Here is a 2454-nt window from a genome sequence, read left to right as displayed (position 1 = left end):
GCCGTCGCAACCCGCTACGACAAGCTCGCTGTCCGCTACGAAGCTACCGTCACCATCGCCGCGATCAACGAATGGCTCCGATGACCGACTTTCCAAACACACCTAGGACGATCCGTATCGCCTGCGCGGCGTGCGCCACCTGCAGCGCGCCGGCCGGTACGGAGGTGCCGAACAGCAGGGACGCGGCGTTCACGCGGGCGCCGGTGGAGCAGACGTGTTCGTTGCAGGGGCCGCATCGTACGCAGGCCGGCCGATTCGCGTACGGGACGGAGTTGATGGCCAGCGGAGTCGGGAAGGGCCACAGCCCGATACGACGGCCAGCGTCGGCGATCAGGCGTCCCTGTGTGCTGAAGGGATGGGCGGGCATGACGGCCGGCGGGCCGGGCGGTTCGAGGGGATCGGCACCAGGGGTTCTGGCCACCCCGATACATCGCTCGATGTGGTCGTAGAACGGGCGCAGGTCCTCGTAGCTAATCGGCCACGCGGGGTCGAGCGCATCGGGGGCCACATGGGCGCGGGCGTCGAGGTCGATGTGTCGCAGCCGGAAGGAGATGCCACCATAGAGAGCCGTACCGCCGCCGATCGCGGACGCACTCCAGGGGCGCCCGAAGGGGCGTAACGAACCGCTAGGAGTCGGTACGAGCGCACTTTCCCACTCGCTCTCCACACACGGAAGGGATTCATCGGGTAGTAATTCCCTACCCTTTTCCAGTACGAGAACGCGTAATTCACTGGATGCGATTTCCAGCGCCGCGATGGAACCGCTCGCGCCACTGCCGACGACACACACGTCGAAACTTTCGACTTCCATGTCCTGCGTCACGATTCTTCCACCTCCATCGTCCGATCGACAAAGGCATACGCGAGTACGGAGAGCCGGGTATGCATCACAGGGTGTAGCCGGTCCCGTTCTTTGTCGCTGACGAGTCGCTCGCCCCGGCCCGCGAGGTGGCGACCTGCCCGCTGCCACAGCGACGCCGAGGCAGCCACCAGTGCGTCTTCTCCACCACCACCGGTGCCAGATCCCACACCTGCGCCCACCCCCGCCCGGCGGACGGCGACGCAGACAGGTCCGCCTCGCAGGAGACGCACCGCGCCGGCGGGTCCGCGTCCTTCTCGACCCGCTTACCCTCCGGCGCCGGCGTCAGCCCCGCGCCCGTGTGCCCGGGCTGCCCGCCGGGCTTGCGATCGGCCGACCGCATCCGCTGCGAGACCGCGGCCTTCCGCCTGGCCTTCGCCCCGACCGGTTCTTGCGACGGCGGGACCGACGAGTTCGAACTGTCCATGCCCAGCCGGCGGTCCAGCTCCGCCAGCCGCAGCTCCAACCGTTCCCGAGCCCGCGTTCCGCGGCCAGCGCCTCGTTCAGCCCGGCCAGCAGCTCCGCCTGCGTCTCGACCACCTGCCGCAGCTCACGGTTCGCCGCCCGCAGCGACTCCACCTCCGACAGCGAGGGCTCGGGCGGCAGACCGGACACAAACCCCGATCATCACCGTCTGGGACGTCGGATCAAGCAACAGTCCCGGCGTGTCACCCCAACGCATCCACCCAGGTCAGCGGCCTACCAGTCCAACCCGTGAATGGACACAATTATTCTTCTTTTGTATTGCACTTGCTTGGTCCAGTAGTTGTCAAAGAAAGACGATTTTTGGCCACCCATCCAACGTGAGGAACGTTGCTGCCATCATTGTAAAACCTAAAACAGTGATTCTTGTCATTGGGAAAATCGGCATATCGTTTTCCGTCAAGATAAATTGCGACTGATTTTACGACAGCAGGATCAAACCAATCATTCGAAGAATCATTCACGTCAAAATCACGCCCATCGACCCAATGGCCCGCTGCGTTATAGCCAGAGATAGTAAAGCGTGGATCGTATATGCTCTTTCCCGTCTTGTTCTGAATGTGCCACAAAAAGCCGGGCGGACTCGTCTTTGCGGATGCAGCTGATCCGTTACCCACGACGGCAATTGAAGCCAGAGCGGCAACGGTGGCGAGAGCAGCTGCAATTCGGGCGAAGCGACGGTGCTGTCTAGGTCTAGGAGAACGGGTACGGCCGACGAGTACTTGTCCGGGGGGCGCAGGCTGTCCGGCTTCCGAACTAGGGTCTAGCGCTTTACACGTCACGATCGGTTCTTCCCTCCATCGTCGGATCGACTACATAAGTTAACTTCAACATCGGCAGAAATGCAAGGGCTTACATAGGTCCTAGCCCGTCACGGCACCCTAGTACTACAGCAACACTTGTCGGTGTGTCGTCGGCAACCCGCCGACGACAAGCTTTGGCACGACTGAAGATCAGTTACATAAGCGCAGATCGCAGGGGCGACCTGTCTTCGGATCATGGAGAGTGCTGCTGTGGAGCGTTCCCGCTTTCGTAGACAGTTCCAAACTATGCCGCACGAAGGTTTTGTCTGTCGGTGGTTTCAAGGGGTCAGAGCGACGCCCTGACACCCC

General features: G+C 62.5%; 2 protein-coding genes. Both read right to left on the bottom strand.

The window, feature by feature from the left end; translation table 11 throughout:
• Nucleotides 1-64: 64 nt before the first annotated feature.
• Nucleotides 65-823: an NAD(P)-binding protein gene (locus CV1CTNOD_RS11310; RefSeq protein ID WP_131786074.1), complete on the bottom strand. Its 759-nt coding sequence runs from the start codon at nucleotides 821-823 to the stop codon at nucleotides 65-67.
• 64 nt (nucleotides 824-887) lie between these two features.
• A complete protein-coding gene (locus CV1CTNOD_RS11305; protein WP_131786073.1) occupies nucleotides 888-1325 on the bottom strand; it encodes a DUF6444 domain-containing protein in 438 nt (145 codons plus the stop codon).
• Nucleotides 1326-2454: the final 1129 nt, after the last annotated feature.

The organism is Protofrankia symbiont of Coriaria ruscifolia (genome assembly GCF_900634745.1).
Lineage (GTDB): Bacteria > Actinomycetota > Actinomycetes > Frankiales > Frankiaceae > Protofrankia > Protofrankia californiensis.
Note: the sequence above shows the minus strand (reverse complement) of the source record. Positions and strands in the feature narration are given on the sequence as shown.